General features: G+C 46.5%; 19 protein-coding genes. 12 read left to right on the top strand and 7 right to left on the bottom strand.

Annotated elements, in window-relative coordinates; all coding sequences use genetic code 11:
• Positions 1 to 368 precede the first annotated feature (368 nt).
• Positions 369 to 1,646 (top strand): replication-associated recombination protein A, encoded by a 1,278-nt coding sequence (locus CIK89_RS00525; protein ID WP_094389485.1) that lies wholly within the window; start codon positions 369 to 371, stop codon positions 1,644 to 1,646.
• Positions 1,647 to 1,648: 2 nt separating this feature from the next.
• Complete coding sequence (locus CIK89_RS00520; RefSeq protein WP_094389487.1) at positions 1,649 to 2,266, top strand: trimeric intracellular cation channel family protein; 618 nt, start codon at positions 1,649 to 1,651, stop codon at positions 2,264 to 2,266.
• Between the two features lie 558 nt (positions 2,267 to 2,824).
• Here CIK89_RS00520 and CIK89_RS00510 read toward each other — a convergent pair.
• The 6 genes from CIK89_RS00510 to CIK89_RS00485 are packed head-to-tail and all read right to left on the bottom strand — an operon-like array spanning position 2,825 to position 9,638.
• On the bottom strand, positions 2,825 to 3,631 hold the full coding sequence (locus tag CIK89_RS00510) for a hypothetical protein (protein ID WP_094389483.1): 807 nt from the start codon (positions 3,629 to 3,631) through the stop codon (positions 2,825 to 2,827).
• Complete coding sequence (locus CIK89_RS00505) at positions 3,555 to 5,522, bottom strand: YgiQ family radical SAM protein (protein WP_094389482.1); 1,968 nt, start codon at positions 5,520 to 5,522, stop codon at positions 3,555 to 3,557. The genes CIK89_RS00510 and CIK89_RS00505 overlap by 77 nt, the downstream gene beginning before the upstream one ends.
• Before the next feature lie 12 nt (positions 5,523 to 5,534).
• Complete coding sequence (locus CIK89_RS00500) at positions 5,535 to 5,882, bottom strand: hypothetical protein (RefSeq protein ID WP_094389481.1); 348 nt, start codon at positions 5,880 to 5,882, stop codon at positions 5,535 to 5,537.
• A 43-nt stretch (positions 5,883 to 5,925) separates the two neighbouring features.
• A complete protein-coding gene (locus tag CIK89_RS00495; protein WP_094389480.1) occupies positions 5,926 to 8,805 on the bottom strand; it encodes a xanthan lyase in 2,880 nt (959 codons plus the stop codon).
• Complete coding sequence (locus CIK89_RS00490; protein WP_094389486.1) at positions 8,805 to 9,359, bottom strand: 1-acyl-sn-glycerol-3-phosphate acyltransferase; 555 nt, start codon at positions 9,357 to 9,359, stop codon at positions 8,805 to 8,807. Before CIK89_RS00490 ends, CIK89_RS00495 begins: the two co-directional genes overlap by 1 nt.
• Positions 9,360 to 9,368: 9 nt before the next feature.
• On the bottom strand, positions 9,369 to 9,638 hold the full coding sequence (locus CIK89_RS00485; protein ID WP_094389479.1) for a hypothetical protein: 270 nt from the start codon (positions 9,636 to 9,638) through the stop codon (positions 9,369 to 9,371).
• 202 nt (positions 9,639 to 9,840) lie between these two features.
• On the opposite strand from CIK89_RS00485, the gene CIK89_RS00480 reads away from it, so the two are divergent.
• From CIK89_RS00480 to glmM, 10 genes are all read left to right on the top strand, one after another.
• A complete protein-coding gene (locus tag CIK89_RS00480; RefSeq protein WP_094389478.1) occupies positions 9,841 to 11,487 on the top strand; it encodes a diphosphate--fructose-6-phosphate 1-phosphotransferase in 1,647 nt (548 codons plus the stop codon).
• An 8-nt stretch (positions 11,488 to 11,495) separates the two neighbouring features.
• On the top strand, positions 11,496 to 12,380 hold the full coding sequence (locus CIK89_RS00475) for a glycoside hydrolase family 25 protein (RefSeq protein ID WP_094389477.1): 885 nt from the start codon (positions 11,496 to 11,498) through the stop codon (positions 12,378 to 12,380).
• Between the two features lie 34 nt (positions 12,381 to 12,414).
• Positions 12,415 to 12,927 carry a DMP19 family protein gene (locus CIK89_RS00470; RefSeq protein WP_094389476.1) on the top strand — a complete coding sequence of 171 codons (513 nt, stop codon included), beginning with the start codon at positions 12,415 to 12,417 and terminating at the stop codon, positions 12,925 to 12,927.
• A gap of 10 nt (positions 12,928 to 12,937) precedes the next feature.
• The gene (smpB, locus tag CIK89_RS00465; protein WP_094389475.1) at positions 12,938 to 13,417 is read left to right on the top strand and encodes an SsrA-binding protein SmpB; all 480 of its coding nucleotides are present in this window, start codon (positions 12,938 to 12,940) and stop codon (positions 13,415 to 13,417) included.
• Positions 13,418 to 16,189: a methionine synthase gene (gene metH, locus CIK89_RS00460; RefSeq protein ID WP_094389474.1), complete on the top strand. Its 2,772-nt coding sequence runs from the start codon at positions 13,418 to 13,420 to the stop codon at positions 16,187 to 16,189.
• A 5-nt stretch (positions 16,190 to 16,194) separates the two neighbouring features.
• The gene (locus tag CIK89_RS00455; protein WP_254046573.1) at positions 16,195 to 17,703 is read left to right on the top strand and encodes a glycoside hydrolase family 10 protein; all 1,509 of its coding nucleotides are present in this window, start codon (positions 16,195 to 16,197) and stop codon (positions 17,701 to 17,703) included.
• Positions 17,704 to 17,843: 140 nt separating this feature from the next.
• Complete coding sequence (locus CIK89_RS00450) at positions 17,844 to 18,785, top strand: nucleotidyltransferase (protein ID WP_094389472.1); 942 nt, start codon at positions 17,844 to 17,846, stop codon at positions 18,783 to 18,785.
• Positions 18,785 to 19,819 carry a bifunctional oligoribonuclease/PAP phosphatase NrnA gene (locus CIK89_RS00445; RefSeq protein ID WP_094389471.1) on the top strand — a complete coding sequence of 345 codons (1,035 nt, stop codon included), beginning with the start codon at positions 18,785 to 18,787 and terminating at the stop codon, positions 19,817 to 19,819. Before CIK89_RS00450 ends, CIK89_RS00445 begins: the two co-directional genes overlap by 1 nt.
• A 70-nt stretch (positions 19,820 to 19,889) precedes the next feature.
• Positions 19,890 to 20,552 carry a DUF4827 domain-containing protein gene (locus CIK89_RS00440; RefSeq protein ID WP_094389470.1) on the top strand — a complete coding sequence of 221 codons (663 nt, stop codon included), beginning with the start codon at positions 19,890 to 19,892 and terminating at the stop codon, positions 20,550 to 20,552.
• 25 nt (positions 20,553 to 20,577) lie between these two features.
• Positions 20,578 to 21,993, top strand: coding sequence for a phosphoglucosamine mutase (glmM, locus tag CIK89_RS00435; protein WP_094389469.1), 1,416 nt, complete (start codon positions 20,578 to 20,580; stop codon positions 21,991 to 21,993).
• A 105-nt stretch (positions 21,994 to 22,098) separates the two neighbouring features.
• On the opposite strand, the gene CIK89_RS00430 is transcribed toward glmM, so the two are convergent.
• The coding region (locus tag CIK89_RS00430) for a transposase (RefSeq protein WP_144007310.1) at positions 22,099 to 22,364 on the bottom strand (266 nt) is incomplete at its 5' end.

The following is a 22,364-nucleotide window of genomic DNA, read 5'->3' as shown; positions in this document are numbered from 1 at the left end:
ACCTCTTCGACAGACCGATTCTACCTTTTTACAACAAAGGTACGAAACTGTCTTTAGCAATCATAGTTTTACCTTGATTATTTAACATTTATGCGACTGCGTCGCATTCTTCTGCAAACTTAGAGTGTTCTCCGTGTGTTCCGTGGATTCTTATGGGGGTTGCTTCGCAAGAAATCTGTTTAAGTTCCGTTAAGATCCGATGATGATAAAGAGCCTTGAAAAAAACTTTTGGAAAACCATGAACTTCGTTCTTCGTTTTCTCGTCATGGCAAAATCCGAATAAAATTCGGTTGTGCTCATTTGACTTACAGAAAACGATGGTATTATAAAAAAAAAGAGTACCTTTGTATCAAAATTGATAAGAATCTATGGCAGAACCATTGGCAGAACGCTTGCGTCCAAGGACGCTCGATGACTATATAGGACAGCAGCACCTTGTTGGACAAGGGGCTGTCTTGCGCAAGATGATAGACGCTGGGCGGATTTCCTCGTTTATATTGTGGGGACCACCGGGAGTCGGCAAGACTACCTTGGCGCAGATCATAGCACATCGGCTTGAAACTCCATTCTATACGCTCTCTGCCGTGACGAGTGGGGTAAAGGATGTAAGGGATGTGATAGAACGTGCACAGAAAGGGCGCTTCTTCAACGAGGCATCACCGATATTGTTTATCGACGAGATTCATCGCTTCTCTAAGTCGCAACAGGATTCTTTGTTGGGGGCTGTCGAGAAAGGTGTGGTGACGCTTATTGGCGCTACTACCGAAAATCCTTCGTTTGAAGTGATACGACCTCTACTTTCCCGCTGTCAACTCTATGTGCTGAAATCATTGGAAAAAGATGATTTGTTGCAGTTGCTCGACAGGGCTATCACGAAGGATGTCTATCTGAAAGAGATGGATATTACGCTGCAAGAGACGGATGCCTTGTTGCGGTTCAGCGGTGGCGATGCGCGTAAGCTTCTCAATATCTTGGAACTGGTGATAGAAGCATCGGACAAGAGTAAGCCTATTGTTATTGACGACAAAATGGTGGCTGAGCGCTTGCAACAGAATCCGCTGGCTTACGACAAGGATGGTGAGATGCACTATGATATTATCTCTGCTTTCATCAAGAGTATCCGTGGGTCTGATCCCGATGCGGCACTCTATTGGTTGGCGAGGATGATAGAGGGTGGGGAAGATCCTAAATTCATAGCACGCCGTTTGGTGATTTCTGCTTCAGAAGATATCGGATTGGCCAATCCTAATGCGTTATTGCTGGCTAATGCAGCCTTTGATGCGGTGCAGAAGATTGGATGGCCCGAAGGGCGCATTCCGCTTGCAGAAGCTACTGTGTATCTGGCAACGAGTCCGAAAAGCAACTCTGCCTATTTAGGTATTGATGCTGCCTTGGAACTTGTCAGACGGACTGGCAACCAGCCTGTTCCGCTTCCTATTCGCAATGCGCCTACGCAACTCATGAAGCAGTTGGGCTATCATGACGGTTATCTCTACCCGCATGACTATCCCGGTCATTTCACACCACAGCAATATATGCCTGATGCTCTTGTTGACGAACGGATATGGCATGGGCAACACTCGCCGGCAGAAGAAAAACTCTATGAAAGAATGGTTAACTATTGGGGGGAAAGGTATAAACAATGAATATGGAATATGATATCCTGGTGCAGCAGATTATTGAGTTTCTCGGAACATTTGCCTTTGCGATATCCGGTATTCGGCATGCTGCATCCAAAAGATTTGACTGGTTTGGCGGCTATGTTTGCGGAATTGCGGTGGCTATCGGCGGCGGTACGATACGTGACGTGATGTTGGGAACTACTCCTTTCTGGATGACCAATCCTATTTATATGGAATGTACGGCAATGGCGTTATTGTTTGTGATTGTCTTTGCCCGACACCTTAAAAGGTTGAGCAACGCATGGTTTGCTTTTGACACACTGGGTCTGGCTCTCTTTAATATTGCCGGTATTCAGAAGTCTATCGTCTTTGGACAGCCGTTTTGGGTCGCCATCATCATGGGATGTATTACAGGGGCGGCTGGAGGAGTGATCCGTGATGTGCTTCTCAACAACGAACCTGTGATTTTCCGCAAGGAGATCTATGCCATTGCTGCCGTTGCCGGCGGTCTTGCGTATTGGGGACTGGTGGTCTTGAATGTTCCTATTGAGGTGACTGTCTTCGTCTCGTTTGCCACAACCTGTCTGATACGTTTCATGGCGGTGAAGTATCATTTATCACTACCCAAGCTGAAAAACGAATGATGAAGTCTGAGGGAGTGGTCTTTATCATCCTACGAAAATCTTTCTCTGTGTTCTCCGTGTGGTCCGTGGATTATTATCATCGGAATTTAGACGGAATTTATACGGATGGTTTGGGTTGCGCGAGCGCAAGAAATCTTTGGAGGAAATCTTTTATGAAATGTTGCTGACGCAAGAAATAATCTATCATTCAGCCTCCACAAACATAATCTTTAAAGAAAATCCTGACCAGAATGCGCTCGAGTATCTCGCTTTTGGGAAGAATTTTAATGGGGATCGCCTTACGGCTCGAAATCTTAACGAAAATCTTGAAAATAATCTTCAACTAGAATTTTTTCCGTGTCTTCCGTGTGTTCCGTAGATTATTATCATCGGAATTTAGACGGAATTTATGCAGAAACAAAAATCTTTAACTCTAATCTCTAACCTTTAACCTTTCACCTTTAACCTTTCACCTTTAACCTTTCACCTTTCACCTTTAACCTTTAACCTCTAACCTCTAACCTAAACACTCCGTGGATTTTTGATGATTAGCCTGCCATTGTTTCTGGAACGATGGAATCAGATTTCGAAGCGGATGTAACTCCTGTCGTCGAATGAATCCTGGCCGTTGAGGAATGCCTTGCAGGCTAAGAACGTGTCGATATTGAGTGGGTCGTTCTCCTGCTGTTGACGGAGCAGCTGTTCGCTCTCGTCGAGTGTCTCACGCAGGAAGGGGTAGCCATCGCTTGCCATGACGATATGGTGAGGTTGGAAATCGAGGGTGATGACCTTCACAAACTGTTCGGCAATGCGAAAACCGTCTATCACGGCATAACTGACGTTCTGTTGTTTCATGCTCTCCACCATATCAGCCATAATATATTCGCGACTGGCGTCCTTGGTAAGCAGTTGATCTACGGTAGTGCCCTGACTCAACAGCTTTTTGGCATATTCAGAACGTTTGGCGGCATGAACTGCCTCTTCGGGTTTCGGATTGTCTATCAGTTCGCCGTCTATCAAGCATTGGCAGTCGCCCACCAGCCATAATTGCCGTTGAAGGCGACTATAGATGATGGCAGAACAGGTGAGGCGATCTTCCGGATGCAGGAGGAGGTGTTCTGTTTCCGACTTCTTATACTCTCTACGGATATAGTTGGTCACCCCTATCAGAAACTTATGGCAATCAATTCCCTTGGGCATTTTCTTGATGTATTTGCCGGTCAATCGCATGGCCTGTCGCCCGTTGGAACGAAACCGGCTGTGCCGGTAGTTGGTCTTGGCTGTTGACCCATCAATGACTGCGATGAAATCATCTGTTACGACGATTCCGTCCTCGCATTTCTTTTCCGGATCCTTTCCCTGTATTTTCTGTTCGATGATTTTCATTGTTGTATTTCTTATAGTGAGGCATTCCTGTCGGCTGTTGGCGGTATGGGTTTCCGCCAGACCCTGGGCATAGTTCTCTAATCAGATCGGAACGCCCGATGCGTCGCAGACTCTGTTCTATGGATCTGCGTTCCTCTGGTTTGTACCAGAAGAAATATTGGCGTTGGGCAAGTTTCTCCTTCTGGCTATGGGCACTATACACCTCCTGGAGGGTGTAAGGGTCGTAGCCTGTGTACCATGTCTCGGTAGAAACGGTCATGGGGGTGGGTGTGAAGTCTTGCACTTGCTCCAACTGGAAATCGAGGCGTTTGGTGAGCACAGCCAGTTGCGCCATGTCCTCTTCTCTGCAGCCTGGATGGCTGGAGATGAAATAGGGGATGATCTGTTGGTTGAGGTGTGCCTCGCGATTGATGCGGTCGAAGATGTGCTTGAAATCGTCAAACTGTCTGAATGGCGGTTTGCGCATCAGCTGCAATACGTTGTCGCTGGTGTGTTCTGGAGCCACCTTCAGTCGTCCGCTGACATGTTTGGTGATGAGTTCGCGGGCATACTCCATGGCAGCCTTGTTGCTTTCTTCGTCTTTGCTATGATGCAGAATGAGGTCGTAGCGCACACCGCTGCCGATGAAACTCTTCTTGATGCCGGGAATAGCATCGACGCTACGGTAGATATCCAGCAGGGCAGTATGGTCGGTATTGAGATTGGGACAAATCTGCGGGTGGATGCAACTGGGTCGTTTGCACTTCTCGCACGCATTCAGATTGCGTCCTCGCATGCCATACATATTGGCAGAAGGTCCGCCAAGGTCTGAGATGTAACCCTTGAAGCCAGGCATCCCCATGACCTGTTTAACCTCGCGCAAGATGCTCTGTTTGGAGCGACAGGCAATGAATTTTCCCTGATGGGCAGAGATGGTGCAGAAAGCGCATCCTCCGAAGCATCCTCGATGGATGTTGACGGAGTATTTGATCATCTCATACGCCGGAATCCGCTTGTCTTTGTATTTCGGATGTGGTTGGCGCGTGTAGGGCAGATCAAACGAGGCGTCCAGTTCTTCGGTTGTCATGGGCGGATAGGGCGGATTGACAACAGCATATTTGTCGCCGACGGCTTGAATGAGGCGTTGGGCGTGCATCATGTTCGACTGTTCTTCGATGTGCCGGAAATTCTCGGCTTGTTTCCGCTTGTCTCTAAGACAGTCTTCGTGGCTATGGAGCACGATATCATGATCGCTGATGCCATCGACAATTTCGTTGCGACGGGCAAGATAGACGACCTGGGGCAATTCGTGAAGCGAAGATAGGGGCAGTCCATCGTTTAAGCAACGGGCTATTTCAAGAATGGTTTTCTCTCCCATGCCGTATGAGATGATATCAGCCGGTGCGTCACAAAGCAGGCACGGCCTTAATCGGTCTTGCCAATAGTCGTAGTGAGTGAGGCGTCGCAAAGAAGCCTCGATGCCTCCAAGTACTATAGGGACATCGGGGTATAGCTGACGGAGAATATTACTATAGACCACCGTTGGATATTCAGGACGCATATCATGTCGCCCGTCAGGGGTGTATGCATCTTCGGAACGCAACCGTCTGTTGGCTGTATATTTATTGACCATGGAATCCATACATCCCGGTGAGATGCCGAAAAACAGGCGTGGTCGTCCCAGTTTCTTAAAGTCACGGTAGTCACCATGCCAGTCGGGCTGTGGTACGATAGCCACTTTATAGCCGGCGGCTTCCAGTATGCGTCCGATGACTGCTGCGCCAAACGACGGGTGATCTACATAAGCGTCTCCGCTGAACAGAATAACGTCGAGTTCTGTCCAGCCGCGTAGTTCTATTTCTTTCTTCGTAGTAGGAAGAAAGTCTGTCAGTTGATATTTGCTGTTTGCCAATGTATATGTATTTTAGTTGAGGGGAGTGCCCTGTATGACGTCAGCGTCCACTCCGATAGGATCTTCGTTTTGGTTCTTCCAGTTGATGAACAGCAGAATGAGCTGTTGCAAGCCGAAAGCTTTCATGTTATGATGGTAGATGACGTCGAGGCAAAGGTCAAGAAGTGCCTTGTCTGTTGTGGCTTCAGATTCGAGCAGGGCGCGAATGTTGAGTTTGAGTTTGTCTAAGACCTGTTCGTCAATATACCCATTGGAGTCAATAAGATCGCGGAAGAGTTGATACTTCTCGATTGTTGCAAGGTGTTGCTCGCTGACTTCTATACTGCGGGTTCCTGTGGGGTTGCTCTGGATTCTGTACATAGATTGTTGATTTTTTGAGTTAATATTGTTTTGTTTTGAGTTATTACTGTCTGTTGATCAGGAAATTGATCATGCCACGCATGAGTGTATTGCGCTTTTTATCGCTTTTGATGCATTCGAAGGGGAATCCCATGGTCAAGGCGCGATAGTCGTTGCCTTGATAGGCAACAGCTGCCGTTTGACCGTCTGCATAGCGCATGGCGGCAAAGGATTTCCCTACGGGGTTTATGACGTCTGCTGCCGTTGCCGCATAATGCTCTTCGTTCATCTGATGGTAAAAATCGAAGGTGGTTCCCATGCCCGTGATGCTGTCGTTGGCAGCCTTGTAAGGCGAGGCACTTTGACATTTCAATACCTCTGCGAGCATGTTCTTGTCTTCGTCTGATTTCATATCAGAACCGACGTAGGCGCCGCTCACCAGTAGAGAACCGCCCTGGTTGGCGTACTGGCGCAACAGATGTTGCAGGGCGGGCTTCATGGTTTTATAATATACCAAACTGTGTGCATCGTCACGCTCCAGTCCTAATAGCAGGTCTATCATGTCGAATTGCTCCAACGGCAACTGTTTGCTTTCCACGGCTTTTACCGAAGCGCTGACGATATTGTATTTTCCTGCCGCAACAATCGCCTTGGCATGAGTTGAAACATAGTTGAAGTCGTTACCAGCCAAGAAAGTCCCAGCCATCTCGTCTCCGCTGTCGCCAAAGCTCCTGCTGTTATTATCGAAATTCAACTGGCGTCCCATCCATCCAGGCATGCAACCTCTTGTTACTCCAGGGTCTTCGTCCAGGTCGAAACCCTGTTCGGTGTCAGAGAATCTTACGGCAGGTGAAGACAGTCGGTTGAATCCGTTGATGATGAGAATGTTTCCCTTTGCTTCAGGCTGATAGACAGCTGAAAGAGTCTCTGTTGTGAAACTCTTGCCGCCATCGTTGAAGGCAGCCACTTTGAAGTGGTAAAGCAATCCGGGTTCCAGTCGGACCTCGTAATTGTTTCTGCTGCGGACCACGGTACCATTGTCGAAATCCATGCCTTCTATACCTTTATATATAATGTATCCAGAGGGCGAGGCTGTCTTCTCCTGTGGATCATCCACACCGTCCCATTCCAGACGCGCCATACCTTTGTTGTCAAGGCTGATGCGGAAATTGGTAGGAGCCAATGGGGTGACGACATATTCTTTATTGTGCATTTCACTCATGAAGCGCAACGTAGTCTTGTAGAGTGAACGTGCCAGCGTGAAGCGGAAATTGGGGTCGAGGGCATAGCGCATATCCGCAAAATTCTGGTGAGAGAGCGTTTCGATGATAGCACTCGGCACTTCGGGTTGACGGGTTTCAGAGTAGTTTCGGTCGTATATTTCACGACGGTTCCACTTTCCATACTTATACCGCATGTCAGTAACAATACCATCCAAAAGGGCATCGGCATAATCACGCGAAGCCAGTCGGGACACTTTGCTTCCCAGCAGTCCTTCGTTGAAATCGGTGGTACAGATTGATAGTGTGCCTATCAGACTTCGTCCGTCGCGACGGAGTCCTGCATCGGAATGGACAGCCAATGAGAGTTCTATGGGTACATGGAGTCCGGCACTATCGGGCATGAATGGTGAACCGCCCCCCAGATAGTTGACCATGTTGGATCTGGCGTTGATATCGTCGCCATAGTCATCCTGTCCGTTTTTTGAACTATAGACGCTGTATGGCATTCCTGCCCATTGGGCATAATAGCGTGCGCCTTCCAAAGCCCGAGGCATTCCGCTGACCCGATCTCCCCGTTGAATATTGCCCATTCCTCCGCCAAACCTGACAGCATCGGTTGTAATCACGCCGTTCTTGCTGCTGTGGTTGGTGAGGGTTATCCGGTTGAATTCACTATACCCTTTGTCAAATTCGAATGTTCCGAGATAGACCCATGTTCCTCCGCCCATGCGTTGGTTGATACGAAATTCAGTTCGTTCTCCTCGGTGCCATACGGTATAGTGAGCATCGTCAATACTGTTGGGTAATGTTTGATAGCTGACATAAACGGCATATTTTCCAGTACGGGGAAATTCGGGCTGATAACTGACAAAGGAATAGCGGGTTTTGCTGCCCGTCGTCTTCACCATGCGTGCTGTTCCCGCCTGAAAGGGATTCTCCCCATCTACATAAGGCCCCTGGTGGAAAGCAAATCCGCTGTTGGGGGTGTTTTTCCATTTGTTGCTGGCAGTCGCTTCGATATAGTTGCGCTTCGAACCGTCGTTATCCACGATGATTTCTTCTTTCTGCCATACTCTTTCGCGCGGGGTAAACACAATGGCTCCTGCATTTTCCAACATAGGAATGAGGTAGGGCACTACGATGGTTTGCGTATATAAGTCCTCGCTTGTGGCGAAAAGGCGTGGACGTTGCCATTCCCATTCTTCTTTGGCAATGTTGTAATAATAGCCATGGCTTGCCCATAATGCCACATGACGTCCATCCAGACCATGTCGGATACTAATAGGTGAGGAAACGTTTCTGACCCATGGTGCTCCTTGGTAGTCGATATTGTTCCATTGGCGCTTCTTATCCGGTTTTTCGCGTAGTCGGTTGGGGATGAGTTCGTGAATATCTCTGTTGTGGGTAAGTATCGAGAAACTGTAGTCCGCATACTGTCCAACCAACAGTTTTCGTACCTCCTGTTCGATACGTTCTACCGACTGCGGCGTGAATGCCTGTTCGGCAAACGTCTCATTGGCCAGTATCGTGATGTTTCTCTCAGTAGTATCAATTTCGCATGCAGACAGATGGGCGCGCCGTAAGAACTGCGCGCCAATGGGTTTGTAGTGAGAAAAATATGATTCTAAGCGATTACGTAATAGTGCATCGTCTGTAGTCTGTCCATATGTCCCTTTTGGCAGCATACAAACCAGCAATAGTATCAGCGTCAGTTTTTTCATCAGATGTCTCCTAAACAGAAATTCTCAGGTTTCTTACCTTGGAAATCTTTGAAATATATTTTTATTTCATGCATCTGGTCGTCAATATTGCCATTAGGAATAATGGTCTTGGTGCACTGGATGCGTCGTTTCTTGTAATCTACTCCATAAAGCAGAATAGGTATTCCTGCTTTCAAAGCAATATAATAAAAGCCTTTCTTCCACTCTGGATTGGGCGATCGTGTTCCCTCTGGTGTAATGGTGAGATGAAAACATTTTGATTGCTTGGCATATTCTGCCAAGTTATCGGTCATGCTTGTGTGTTTTGAACGCCATACAGGAATGCCTCCCATACGTCGGAAAATAGGTCCCAGAGGCCAAAAGAACCATTCCTTCTTCATGAGAAAGTTACTGCTGATGTTATTTGCTCCAGCATACAGTTGTCCAATAAGAAAGTCCCAGTTGCTGGTGTGTGGAGCTAAGCAAATGATGTATTTGTCGGGGTGGGGTTCTGTGACATCTACAGTCCACCCCATACGTTTATATAACAGCCAGTTACAGAATGATTTCCACATATTCATTATTTAGAGATTGCTGATTTGATCTGCTATTTCAAGGACAGAAGTCTTGAATTGTTTTTTGAGGTCTTTGAAATATTTGCCTTTGCTCATGCCTGGTTCCGGATGAGAAATGCGGCTGAGCGTATTGCTTTGCATCTTGTCTATTGTCTCTAAAATATTTGCTAAAATTTTATCGTCATGGGTATTGCCATAAAGTGAAGCGGCAATAAAATCGATGTAAAGTTCATCACAGATCAGATTGACGTTCTTTTTTAGTGCTCTTTTGTTTGCCATAATATACCTCCTTTGTTTTTTTTGTGATTTATTTTAATTTTTGTTCAAAGATACAGATAATATTCTAATTTACAATCTTTATCGTTTAAAAAAATATTAAAAATGTGTTTTTTGCCATTTTAATTCTTATTTTTTGAAGAAAATGATTACTTTTGTAACCCAAAAAAGAGTTCATTATTCAAAAAGTAAATAAAATCAACTTATGGAAAAAAGTGCATTGCAAATTGCAAGAGCTGCTTATCAGCCCAAATTACCCAAGGCTCTTCAGGGAGCTGTAAAAGCTGTAGAGGGTGAACCAACACAATCAGTAGGAAATCAGGATGAGATCAAGGCATTGTTCCCTAACACCTATGGAATGCCTGTAATTACCTTTGAACCAGGTGAAGCCACACAGCTGCCTGCATTTAACGTAGGTGTTATCCTTTCTGGTGGTCAGGCTCCTGGCGGACACAATGTTATTTCTGGTCTTTTTGACGGTGTTAAGTCTCTTAACCCAGCAAATAAACTGTATGGATTTATTCTTGGTCCTGGCGGTTTGGTTGACCATAATTATATGGAAATAACAGCCGAGATCATGGACAACTACCGTAATACCGGTGGTTTCGATATTATCGGTTCTGGACGTACCAAATTGGAAAAGGAAGATCAGTTCGAGAAGGGTATTGAAATCCTTCGTGAGCTTGGCATCAAGGCTTTGGTTATCATTGGCGGTGACGACTCTAATACAAATGCCTGTGTTCTTGCAGAGTATTATGCTGCAAAGAAATACGGTGTACAGGTAATTGGTTGTCCTAAGACTATTGACGGTGACTTGAAGAACGACCAGATTGAGACCTCGTTTGGTTTTGATACCGCTTGTAAGACCTATAGTGAACTCATTGGTAATATTGAGCGTGACTGTAACTCAGCCCGCAAATATTGGCACTTCATCAAACTGATGGGTCGTTCTGCTTCACACATTGCTTTGGAATGTGCACTTCAGACCCAGCCAAATCTCTGTCTGATTTCAGAAGAGGTGGAGGCTAAGGAAATGTCACTTGACGATGTTGTAACCTACATCGCAAATGCAGTGGTAGCCCGTGCCAACGAAGGTAACAACTTCGGTACCGTACTTATTCCAGAAGGACTTATCGAGTTCATTCCTGCTATCAAGAAACTGATTGCCGAACTGAACGAAGTACTGACTGATCCTGCAACAGGTGAGCCTCGCGTATTTGCTAATGCAGAAGAACAGATTTCTTTCGTAAAGAACGCTATTGCCAAGGACAACCTCGCAGTACTCGAATCACTTCCTGCAGACGTGGCTCGTCAGCTTTGTCTCGACCGCGACCCTCATGGAAACGTTCAGGTGTCATTGATCGAAACAGAGAAGCTCCTCTCTTGCATGGTTGAGGCTAAACTTGCTCTTTGGGCGAAAGAGGGTAAGTACAATGGTAAGTTTGCTGCACAGCATCACTTCTTTGGTTACGAAGGCCGTTGCGCTGCTCCATCAAACTATGATGCAGACTATTGCTATTCACTCGGTTTCAACGCTTCACGCCTGATTGCTAATGGCAAGACTGGTTATATGTCAATCATCAAGAACACAACAGCACCTGCAGAACAATGGATTGCCGGTGGTGTGCCCATCACTATGATGATGAACATTGAGCGTCGTAATGGTAAGAACAAGCCCGTTATCCGCAAGGCTCTTGTAGAGCTTGATGGTGCACCATTCAAGTTCTTTGCCGCTCATAGAGCGCAGTGGGCTAAAGAGACTGCTTATGTTTATCCCGGCCCAATCCAGTACTGGGGTCCATCAGAAGTATGTGATCAGACAACCAGAACACTGGCTTTGGAGCAGGCTTAATCTGATTTATGCCGACTTCACGTAGAAAGCAACATAAAAGACGCATATCGAGTCCTGTCCGCCGCAAGCGGCCAGGGCTCTTTGTGCGTTTGTTACGTCGTCTTCCAGGATGGTCCTGGTGGTTAGGCGGATTCTTACTTGTAGCGGCGTATATTTGGTTTTTCTACTATATCTTTGTTGGGCCCTTCGGCTTCCGATGGCGTGCACTCTATGGTGACGTCAATTACCCGGAAGGTTATGAAATTCACGGTATCGACATCTCTCATCATCAGGGAGAGATTGACTGGGACGAACTTCGTGACAATGGAATGATAGATAAATACCCCATCCGGTTCGTTATGATCAAAGCCACAGAAGGTGCCAGTCTGATAGACGAAAACTTTCATGATAATTTCGAACAGGCTCGAGAACACGGCTTTACACGAGGCGCCTATCATTTCTATAGTGTTCGGTCATCGGCAAAAGACCAAGCCGAGCATTTTATCAGCGAAGTGAAACTGGAGAATGGCGATTTGCCACCGGTATTAGACGTAGAGAAGAAACCAAACACTCAAACCGACCAAGAGTTTAAGGAGAGCATTCTACTCTGGTTGCAGCTGGTAGAACACCAATATGGTGTGAAGCCCATCATCTATACTTATTATAAATTTAAGATGCGTTACCTCAGCGACCCCGTCTTCGACCAATATCCCTATTGGATTGCTCACTATTATGTGGACAAGGTGGAGTATCAAGGTAACTGGAAGTTCTGGCAACATACCGATGTGGGACGTTTGCCGGGCATCAAAGGGGATGTTGATTTCAATATCTACAACGGTTCTTATTACGACTTACGCAAACTCACTATCGGCGCACGTGAGCAGATAGGAGAAGAGGCCTATCAAGATAACTGATATAATCCATAACTATACATCAAACAAAATATCTATGTCAAACGAAGTTAAAATACAAGACCTGACGCTGAGACAGGCTGCCGAAGAAGGTATGGATGCCTTCGTCGATGCTTTCGTCAACGCCATACACCAAGCCATAGGAGGACAGCTTACAGCAGATAATATGGGCATGCTCAATGCAGACCAAATAACCCTGTTGGCGTGGAATGCACTCCATGAAGAGGTAATGGACGGTGGCTTTGTACAGCTCATCCACAATGGTTACGGACCTTTTATCTTCAAAAATCCATTTGCCAAGGCCATCAAACAGTGGGGACTTCGTGACCTCTCCAAACTCATATACGATGCACATACGCTCTATGAGAAATATCATGTTACCATTGAGCGGGAATGCAGTGAAGAGGAGTTTATGGCACTTTTTGAGCAAATGCCGGAGTTTGATGACCTTGACGATACTTTTGTAGAAAAGGAAGAAGAGTGGACCTCACAAATTGCAACATATATAGACCAACACATCGATCATTTTGTCGTTGTGACAAACGAATGAGAAGATTGCTATGAATAAGGACGACGAGAAAATACGTAAGAAAAGTCCTGTGCAGATAAGAAACAAGAAGGCTTCGTTCGAATACTTCTTTATTGAAACATATACCGCAGGAATCGTACTGACAGGTACAGAAATAAAGTCTATCAGACTTGGTAAAGCGAGTCTGGTAGATACCTATTGCTTTATACATAATGGAGAAATATGGGTCAAGGGCATGAATGTGTCACCCTATTTCTATGGTTCATACAACAACCATGAGATGAAACGAGACCGCAAACTCCTGCTTACCAAACGTGAGATACAGAAATTGCAGTCTGCCACCAAACAGACGGGTTATACTATCGTGCCACTTCTCGTGTTTATTGATGAACACGGACGCGCTAAGATGGATATTGCACTCTGTAAGGGTAAAAAGGAGTTTGACAAGCGTCAGACCCTCAAAGAGAAAGAAGACCGCAGGGAAATGGACCGTGCAATGAAACACTACTAAATGACAACACTCAAAGAAATTGCCAAACAACGCATCCTTGTGCTTGATGGAGCTATGGGAACGATGATTCAGAAGTATGAACTTACTGAACAGGACTTTCGTGGAAATATCTATACCAACCAACGTGGACAGATGCGTGGGAATAACGATATCCTCTGTCTGACACGTCCTGATGTGATAGAGGATATTCACAAAAAATATCTTATTGCAGGGGCTGATATCATCACGACAAATACTTTCAATGCACAACGTATTTCGCAGGCGGACTACCACATGGAAGACCGTTGTCACGAAGTGGCCCTTGCCGGTGCTCGTATCGCCCGACGTATGGCAGACGAATTTTCCACACCCGATAAACCACGATTCGTGGCTGGTAGTGTGGGACCTACCAATAAAACCTGCTCAATGTCTCCCGATGTCAGTAATCCTGCCGCCCGCGAATTGACTTACCCCCAACTCTATGATGCCTACGTAGAGCAGATGGACGCACTTGTTGAGGGTGGGGTGGATGCTATTCTCATCGAAACGGTATTTGATACGCTGAACGCTAAAGTGGCTATAGATGCTGCCATGGCGGTAATGACACAACGCAATATCGAACTGCCTATCATGGTTAGCGCTACCGTGAGCGACCTTGCAGGACGAACGCTCAGCGGACAAACACTTGAGGCTTTCCTTGCCAGCATCAGCAATTACCCTATCTTTTCGGTAGGTCTCAACTGCTCTTTCGGTGCAGACCAGATGATAGGATTCCTTCGCCAACTGGCACGACGTGTTCCTTATTATATTAGTGCCTATCCCAATGCAGGACTCCCCAACTCAATGGGACTCTATGATGAGACTCCTGAATCCATGGCTCCGAAGATTGGCGCTATGATTGACGAGGGACTTGTCAATATCATCGGCGGATGCTGCGGTACTGACGAACACTTCATTGCCGAATACCTCCCGCTTGTTGCTGGAAAGACACCGCATCGTCCGGCTGAAGCGTCTCCCTATATGCAACTGAGTGGACTTGAATTGCTGGAGGTGACTCCAGAGGTCCATTTTGTCAATGTTGGTGAACGGTGTAATGTGGCAGGATCGCGTAAGTTCTTGCGACTCATCAAAGAGAAACAATACGATGAGGCTGTTGCCATTGCCCGCAAACAAGTGGAGGATGGGGCCTTGGTCATTGACGTCAATATGGACGATGGACTGCTTGATGCGAAGAGCGAAATGGTCAATTTCCTCAATCGCATTGCGTCAGAGCCCGATATTGCTGCAGTTCCTGTGATGATCGACTCTTCAGATTGGCAGGTGATTACTGCCGGACTGCAATGTGTACAGGGTAAATCCATCGTCAACTCCATTTCGCTTAAAGAAGGAGAAGAGGTGTTTATACGCCATGCACAGGACGTCAAACGCTATGGGGCGGCAGTTGTGGTGATGTGCTTCGATGAACAAGGTCAAGCGACCAGTTTTGAGCGACGTATTGAGATTGCAGAGCGGTCATATCGTATTCTTACAGAACGTGTTGGATTTAATCCGCTCGATATAATCTTCGACCCTAATATTCTGGCTGTGGCAACAGGTATGGAAGAACATGACAGTTATGCGCTCGACTTCATCCGTGCTGCCGAATGGATCAGGAAAAACCTTCCTGGTGCCCATGTGAGCGGGGGTGTCAGCAATCTCTCTTTCTCCTTCCGTGGAAATAATTACATCCGCGAAGCCATGCATGCGGTATTCCTCTATCATGCCATTCAACGGGGAATGGATTTCGGTATTGTCAATCCTGCCACGAAAGTGCTCTATTCCGATATTCCTGCCGATGAACTGAAGGTTATTGAGGATGTGATTCTTAATCGTCATGCAGGAGCTGCCGATGAACTCACGCAGTTGGCAAACAAACTCTTGGAACAACAACAGACCCTCAAAGCACAGACACCTGCTGATGCCGCAACAAACCAACGCAAAGAACAATGGCGTGAAGGGAATGTGGAAAGTAGGTTGCAACAGGCGTTGATAAAAGGTGTGGGCGACTATCTTGCCTCTGATCTGGAAGAAGCACTGCAACAGTACGCACGTGCGGTAGAGATCATCGAAGGACCGCTAATGGCGGGTATGAATGAGGTGGGACGACTCTTCGGACAAGGCAAGATGTTTCTGCCACAGGTGGTAAAAACTGCACGAACCATGAAACAGGCTGTGCAGATTCTACAACCCTATATCGAACAACAGAAGGGCGATAGCAACCGTAAGGCAGGAAAAGTATTGTTAGCTACGGTCAAAGGCGACGTTCATGATATTGGTAAGAATATCGTAGCGGTCGTCATGGCTTGTAATGGTTATGATATTGTAGATATGGGTGTCATGGTTCCTGCCGAACAGATTGTGGCGAAAGCCATAGAAGAGGGCGTCGATATGATAGGACTCTCAGGACTGATAACACCCAGTCTGGAAGAGATGGTCAACGTGGCGCGTGAAATGCAACGTGCAGGACTTCATATCCCGATCATGATAGGTGGAGCCACAACGAGCGAACTCCATGTGGCATTGAAGATTGCACCCGTCTATGGAGGCCCTGTGGTGTGGATGAAGGATGCTTCGCAAAACGCAACCGTTGCTGCCCGCTTGATGAGCGAAACCGAAAAGACTCAGATCGTCAACGGACTTGACGAGCGTTACCAACACCTGCGCGACGATTATCAACAACAACAGCAACAACTGCTTTCGCTCGACGAAGCGCGTAGTCAGAAAAAAGATTTCTTTAATGATACTGCACAATGAGCAATATGAGAAAAAACATTATCCTCCTCGGCATCATGTGTATGCTGATGTCTTTAGGACTGTCGGCACAGTCTGTAAAACGTGAATTCCGTGGCGCATGGATTCAATGTGTCAACGGACAGTTTCAAGGCATGGGAACTCAACAGATGCAGAAAACACTTGCCTACCAACTGGATGAACTGCAGAAAGATGGTGCCAACGCCATTATATTTCAAGTTCGTCCAGCATGTGATGCACTCTACGAAAGCAGCATAGAGCCATGGAGTCATTTTCTGACAGGAGTACAGGGAAAAGCACCTGTGCCTTATTGGGATCCTTTGCAATGGATGATTGATGAATGTCATAAGCGGGGCATGGAACTCCATGCCTGGATCAACCCATATCGTGCCAAGACTAAGTCGTCTTACATGTTGGCTTCAAACCATATCGTGACAAAACATCCAGAATGGAGCTTTCGCTATGACGGATTAGTGGTGATGAATCCTGCTCTTCAGGAGAATCGTGATTATATCTGTAAAGTAGTTGAGGACATCGTGAAACGTTACGATATCGACGGACTTCATATCGATGACTATTTCTATCCTTATCCTGTGGCAGGAGTGGATATTCCTGATGACGCACAGTATAAGGCTGATCCCCAAGGCTTCAGCAATCGTGGTGATTGGCGACGCTATCAGGTTGACCTGTTGATAGAGCAACTCAACACAACGATCCATCGGGTCAAGCCATGGGTGAAATTTGGAGTGAGTCCTTTCGGCATCTATCGTAATAAAGCGAACGACCCAGAAGGAAGCCGTACACGCGGTCTTCAAAACTATGATGATCTCTATGCCGATGTCATCAAATGGATAGACAACGGATGGGTTGATTATACAGTTCCACAGCTGTATTGGCAGATTGGTCATCCTGCGGCTGATTATGCCGAACTCGTGAAATGGTGGAATGATCATGCCGCTGCGCGTCCGCTATTTATCGGCGAGGATGTGGAGCGTACCGTGAAGTTTCCTGACCCGGAACAACCCAGTCGCAATCAGTTGCCTGCCAAGATGAAATATCATGCAGAATTGCCTGGAATACAAGGTACGGTGTTGTGGTATGCGAAAGCTGCCGTAGATAATGTTGGCAACTATGGCACCAATCTTCGACAGGTGTATTGGAAGAAACCCGCACTTCAACCCCTTATGCCCCATCTGTGTGATAAGGCTCCTAAAAAGGTACGTAAACTCAAACCTTTACGTATTGCCAGCCAGCAGGTGCTTTTCTGGACACCACCCAAGGGTAAGGCATGGCAGAATGAGGCTGTACGCTATGTGGTATATCACTTTGCAAAAGGCGAACCGGTCAATCTCGATGATGCCTCACATATCGTTTGCATCACAGCTGATTGTCATCATGAGATTGTTGGAGAACCAGGACGATATGTCTATTATGTAACGGCACTCAACAGACTTGCTAACGAGAGCCGTCCCGTAAAAGCTAAAGTTACGGTGAAAGAGAAAGAACCTCAGAGCTAACGCGCTTTGGTTCTTTCTTTCGCTTGTACCAAGGTACTTTCGTTCGGGAATAAAAAAAGAAAACGTGTTTTTCTTTTTGTATTCCGCTCACTTATTCGTACCTTTGCAGAAAAATATAATCTATCAGAATTAACAGAATTATGAAACCTACATTATTCTTATTGGCTGCCGGAATGGGAAGTCGTTACGGCGGACTCAAACAACTTGACGGACTGGGACCTAATGGTGAAACCATTATGGACTATAGTATCTATGATGCCATACAAGCCGGATTTGGCAAAATCGTATGGGTAATCAGAAAAGACTTTGAAGAGCAGTTCCGTACACAGATTCTTGCTAAGTATCAACATAAGGTTCCATGCGAACTCTGCTTCCAGGCACTTGACGCATTACCCGAAGGCTTTAGCGTTCCAGAAGGACGACAGAAACCATGGGGTACCAATCATGCCGTACTGATGGGTAAGGATGTTATCAAAGAACCATTCTGTGTCATCAACTGCGATGACTTCTATAATCGCGACGCCTTTATGGTCATTGGAAAGTTCCTTAGCGAACTGCCTGAAGGTGCTAAAAACCAGTATGCTATGGTTGGATTCCGCGTAGGAAACACCCTGAGCGAGAATGGTACCGTAGCACGCGGCCTCTGCTCTACCGATGCAGAAGGACATCTGACAACCGTTGTTGAACGTACCGAGATTGTACGTTGCGCAGAAGATGGTTCAAATGCCGGTGCGGTAACAGAAGCCATCCGCTATAAGGATGAAAATGGTAAATGGATTGAAGTAGCAGACAATACTCCTGTGTCAATGAACATGTGGGGCTTCACTCCCGACTATTTCAACTATTCACAGGATGAGTTTAAAGCATTCCTCTCAGATCCGAAGAACATAGAAAATCTGAAGACAGAATTTTTTATTCCATTGATGGTCAACAAACTCATCAACGAGAAGACTGCTACCGTTAAGGTACTAGACACCACCTCTAAGTGGTTTGGAGTGACCTATGCAGCCGACCGTGAAGATACCGTGAAGAGAATTAAGAAACTGGTAAATGAAGGTGTCTATCCTAACAAATTGTTTTGATGCTGAATAACATTATGACTGAAGGGGAGTGCAGTAAACTGCGCTCCCTTATACATCATGCCAACAACATCGTTTTATGCTGTCATGTCAGTCCTGATGGTGACGCCATAGGTTCGGTATTGGGAATGGCAGAAGTTCTCAAGTGCATGGGCAAGGAACCCGTAATGGTGGTACCTGACCAGTTTCCAGACTATCTGCAATGGTTGCCTAATACCGAAAAGATAGTACGCTACGATAAGCGAAGCGATTATGTCGATATGGTGTTGAAAATAGCTGACCTTGTAATCTGTCTCGATTTCAACGCTCTGTCTCGTACCGACGATATGGAAGCCGCCCTGGAGGCATGTACTGCACCCCGTGTACTCATAGACCATCATCTCAACCCCAGCATAGCGTGTCAGGTCTGCGTGTCCCATCCCAATATGTCATCTGCCAGCGAACTTGTGTTCCGTGTGGCTTGGCAGTTGGGACTGTTTGAACAGCTCGGACGCCATTTTGCAACAGCCGTCTATTGTGGCATGATGACAGATACAGGAGGGTTTACTTTCAACTCCAACTCGCCTGAGACATTTTATATCATCAGCCAACTCCTGACCAAGCACATCAATAAGGATAAGATTTATCGTAATGTCTATCATAATTACAGCGAGTCGCGCCTGCGCCTTGTAGGCCATGTGTTGTGCAATCGCCTCGTGGTGGATGCTAAGCGTCACGCTGCCTATTACACCCTCACGCGTGAAGACCAAAAAAACTTCAACTTTATTAAAGGAGATGCGGAGGGAATTGTTAATATGCCATTGCAAATTAAAGGATTACGACTTTCTATCTCGCTTCGAGAAGATACTGAGAAACCCAATCTCGTTATGGTAAGCCTTCGCTCGGTTGATGATTTCCCATGCAACTTGATGGCTGCCGACTTTTTCAACGGGGGAGGACACCTCAATGCCTCAGGTGGCAAGTTGCATTGCACCATAGAAGAGGCCGTGAAAGTGGTGGAAAGAGCTTTTTTGGCATACGAAGACAAGTTAAAGTAGTCTAAACGTGACAATAATTGCGGAATAATTCGTAATTTTGTGCCGATAAACCCAATAGTAACAACAAAGAATGAAAAAAACATCCTATCTGATGCTACTGGCGATGGTCGTATCGCTCTTTGCAGCTTGTAACGACTATGAAACCTATAGCGACTTGAAAAAGAAGGAACGACAGGCTATCAGCAAATTTCTTGTCGATTCGGCTATCAACGTCATTAGTGAAAAACAGTTTGAAGAACAAGGACAAACCACTGATCTTAAGAAAAATCAATATGTGTTGCTCGACAAGAGTGGCGTCTATATGCAGATTATCCGTAAAGGCTGCGGACAGCAGGTAGAGAGTGGAAAAACCGTCAACGTGCTCTGTCGCTTCTCTGAAACAAATATCCTGACCGACTCTATGCTCATCCGCAACGATATAGTAGGAACCATCTATATGAATGGTCAGTATATCGACGTGTCACAGTATGTGGATAAGATGACCGTACAGCGCAATGGAAGCACCTTCCAGGCATCCTTCGTTTCGGGCATGATGCAACTCTACCACGGCACATCTTCCGTACCCTCCGGATGGCTTGTCCCCTTGCTTTATATCAACGTAGGACGCCCCCTCCAGGAAGGTGACGAGATTGCTAAGGTGAAACTTATCGTACCCCATTCACAAGGCACACCGACTGCCAGTCAGTCGGTTTATCCTGCCTTTTACGTCATTACCTATCAACGAGACAATTAAAACCACACTAATATAAACCAACATCATGACACTCATCAAGTCTATCTCTGGTATCCGTGGAACTATAGGAGGTCCCACAGGCGATACGCTTAATCCTCTTGACATTGTAAAGTTCACAACGGCTTATGCCCAGTTCATCAAAAAGCAGGGCAATAATGGTGCTAAAGCCGATTTCAACAACCATCGTCCAACCATCGTCGTAGGACGTGACGCCCGCATGTCGGGAGTAATGGTCGATAATGTGGTTTGTGGCACACTCATCGGTATGGGATTCGATGTGGTCAATATCGGTCTCGCCACTACACCTACCACAGAACTGGCTGTAAGCATGCTCGGTGCCGATGGTGGTATCATCATTACCGCCTCACATAATCCACGCCAGTGGAACGCCCTCAAATTGCTCAACAGCAATGGAGAGTTTCTTACCGCTGCCGATGGCGCTGAAGTGTTGGCAACGGCAGAAAGTGAGTGTTTCGATTATGCCGATGTAGATCACCTCGGTCATTATATCAATTGCGACGAAGCCGACAGTTGGCACATAGAAGAAGTACTTGGACTTGACCTCGTAGATCAGGAAGCTATCAAAAAGGCTGGCTTCAAAGTATGTGTCGATACTATCAATAGCGTAGGAGGCATCATTCTCCCTAAACTCCTTGATGAGCTGGGAGTGGAATACACCATACTTAATGGCGAACCTACAGGTGATTTCGCCCATAACCCCGAACCCCTGGAAAAAAACCTTCAAGGCATCATGGACGAGATGAAAACCGGTAAATACGACCTCGGTATTGTTGTTGACCCCGATGTTGACCGCCTCGCCTTCATCTGTGAAGATGGTCGTATGTTTGGCGAAGAATACACGCTCGTCAGCGTGGCAGACTACGTCCTGTCGAAGACCAAAGGCAATACCGTCAGCAACCTGTCATCCACTCGTGCCCTGCGCGATGTCACAGAGCGTCATGGAGGAACCTATTACGCATCAGCCGTAGGCGAAGTAAACGTGACTACCAAGATGAAGGAAGTAGATGCTGTTATTGGTGGCGAAGGAAACGGTGGAGTCATCTATCCCGAATGTCATTACGGTCGTGATGCCCTTGTAGGCATAGCCCTCTTCCTTACCTCTCTTGCCCAGAAAGGCTGTAAGGTTAGCGAACTGCGGGCTCAGTTCCCCGACTATCAGATAGCCAAGAATCGCATCGACCTCACTCCTGATACCGATGTTGACGCCATCCTCGTCAAGGTGAAGCAGATGTTCTCTGCCGACGCCACAGCCCATGTTAACGATATCGACGGTGTGAAGATTGATTTCCCCACCAAATGGGTACATCTGCGTAAGTCCAATACCGAGCCTATCATCCGGGTGTATAGTGAAGCCCCAACCATGGAAGAGGCTGACGAAATCGGCAAGAAGCTCATGCAGGTTGTATATGATATGCAATAAGCAATAGCATGCAACAATATAGAGTAGGAGAGAAGCATCGTTTCTCTCCTATTTATTTTTGCAAGTTCCCTCCCATTTAATGGCGCACCCGACAAACCAGGGGGATTAAGCATATAGCTTTGTAAGTCTGAAAAGAAAGAACTTTATATCCGTTACTCCCCTTGAAGCAGCTCTAAACGCCTTAATTTTAGCATTGAATGACTCTGCAAAAGCATTAGTTGCCCTGTTGACAAAGAAGTTCAAGACTTCATCATAATGCTCGTAAAGCGTGGCGGCAATAACATTGAAACTCTTAAAGCCAGAGTCGTCCACTTTGTTATACCAGCGTGCAAGCGAGAGTCTTGCAGCATCTTTGACGGTATTCTTGGAAA

The sequence above is a fragment of the Prevotella sp. P4-119 genome, from assembly GCF_002251345.1.
GTDB lineage: Bacteria > Bacteroidota > Bacteroidia > Bacteroidales > Bacteroidaceae > Prevotella.
The sequence above is the reverse complement of the archived record's forward strand: the minus strand, read 5'-3'. Positions and strand labels throughout refer to the sequence as shown.

What these genes read in the sequence shown, in the direction of transcription:
- smpB (WP_094389475.1), top strand. Translation starts at nt 12,938, where the DNA reads ATGAATAAGGACGACGAGAAAATACGTAAGAAAAGTCCTGTGCAGATA.
- CIK89_RS00490 (WP_094389486.1), bottom strand. Translation starts at nt 9,359, where the DNA reads ATGTGGAAATCATTCTGTAACTGGCTGTTATATAAACGTATGGGGTGG.
- CIK89_RS00455 (WP_254046573.1), top strand. Translation starts at nt 16,195, where the DNA reads ATGAGAAAAAACATTATCCTCCTCGGCATCATGTGTATGCTGATGTCT.
- CIK89_RS00520 (WP_094389487.1), top strand. Translation starts at nt 1,649, where the DNA reads ATGGAATATGATATCCTGGTGCAGCAGATTATTGAGTTTCTCGGAACA.
- CIK89_RS00510 (WP_094389483.1), bottom strand. Translation starts at nt 3,631, where the DNA reads ATGAAAATCATCGAACAGAAAATACAGGGAAAGGATCCGGAAAAGAAA.
- CIK89_RS00450 (WP_094389472.1), top strand. Translation starts at nt 17,844, where the DNA reads ATGAAACCTACATTATTCTTATTGGCTGCCGGAATGGGAAGTCGTTAC.
- CIK89_RS00470 (WP_094389476.1), top strand. Translation starts at nt 12,415, where the DNA reads ATGTCAAACGAAGTTAAAATACAAGACCTGACGCTGAGACAGGCTGCC.
- CIK89_RS00500 (WP_094389481.1), bottom strand. Translation starts at nt 5,882, where the DNA reads ATGTACAGAATCCAGAGCAACCCCACAGGAACCCGCAGTATAGAAGTC.
- CIK89_RS00475 (WP_094389477.1), top strand. Translation starts at nt 11,496, where the DNA reads ATGCCGACTTCACGTAGAAAGCAACATAAAAGACGCATATCGAGTCCT.
- CIK89_RS00495 (WP_094389480.1), bottom strand. Translation starts at nt 8,805, where the DNA reads ATGAAAAAACTGACGCTGATACTATTGCTGGTTTGTATGCTGCCAAAA.
- CIK89_RS00480 (WP_094389478.1), top strand. Translation starts at nt 9,841, where the DNA reads ATGGAAAAAAGTGCATTGCAAATTGCAAGAGCTGCTTATCAGCCCAAA.
- CIK89_RS00440 (WP_094389470.1), top strand. Translation starts at nt 19,890, where the DNA reads ATGAAAAAAACATCCTATCTGATGCTACTGGCGATGGTCGTATCGCTC.
- glmM (WP_094389469.1), top strand. Translation starts at nt 20,578, where the DNA reads ATGACACTCATCAAGTCTATCTCTGGTATCCGTGGAACTATAGGAGGT.
- CIK89_RS00445 (WP_094389471.1), top strand. Translation starts at nt 18,785, where the DNA reads ATGCTGAATAACATTATGACTGAAGGGGAGTGCAGTAAACTGCGCTCC.
- metH (WP_094389474.1), top strand. Translation starts at nt 13,418, where the DNA reads ATGACAACACTCAAAGAAATTGCCAAACAACGCATCCTTGTGCTTGAT.
- CIK89_RS00525 (WP_094389485.1), top strand. Translation starts at nt 369, where the DNA reads ATGGCAGAACCATTGGCAGAACGCTTGCGTCCAAGGACGCTCGATGAC.
- CIK89_RS00485 (WP_094389479.1), bottom strand. Translation starts at nt 9,638, where the DNA reads ATGGCAAACAAAAGAGCACTAAAAAAGAACGTCAATCTGATCTGTGAT.